Below are 338 nucleotides of genomic sequence, written 5' to 3' on the forward strand. Positions count from 1 at the left end.
ACAAGGTTACCCATTACCCGTTCTGCTCCTCGTTGGCTTTTACAGAAAACCATCGCATCGTCGGCGTAGCGAACGAACGGATGACCTCTTTTCTCTAGCTCCTTGTCCAGTTCGTTCAGCATAATGTTACTCAATAGTGGACTCAATGGTCCGCCTTGCGGTACGCCGAGGTGACTGGATTCGTAGTTTCTACCAATTTGGATACCTGCGTTCAGGTATTTATGTATTAAAGAGATTACCCTACCATCGTGTATACTGCGTGAGAGTATTTCGATTAACTGGCTGTGGTTTACGGTATCGAAGAACTTTTCCAAGTCCAGATCGACGACGTAACTGTA

1 protein-coding gene is annotated in these 338 nt (G+C 45.9%); it reads right to left on the bottom strand.

Translation table 11 applies throughout. The features are described from left to right. Positions 1-338: reverse transcriptase domain-containing protein (locus F1E73_RS17485; protein ID WP_262714313.1), on the bottom strand; the 338-nt coding region annotated here is incomplete at both ends.

The organism is Arenibacter lacus, from assembly GCF_008711145.1.
GTDB classification, from domain to species: Bacteria; Bacteroidota; Bacteroidia; order Flavobacteriales; family Flavobacteriaceae; genus Arenibacter; species Arenibacter amylolyticus.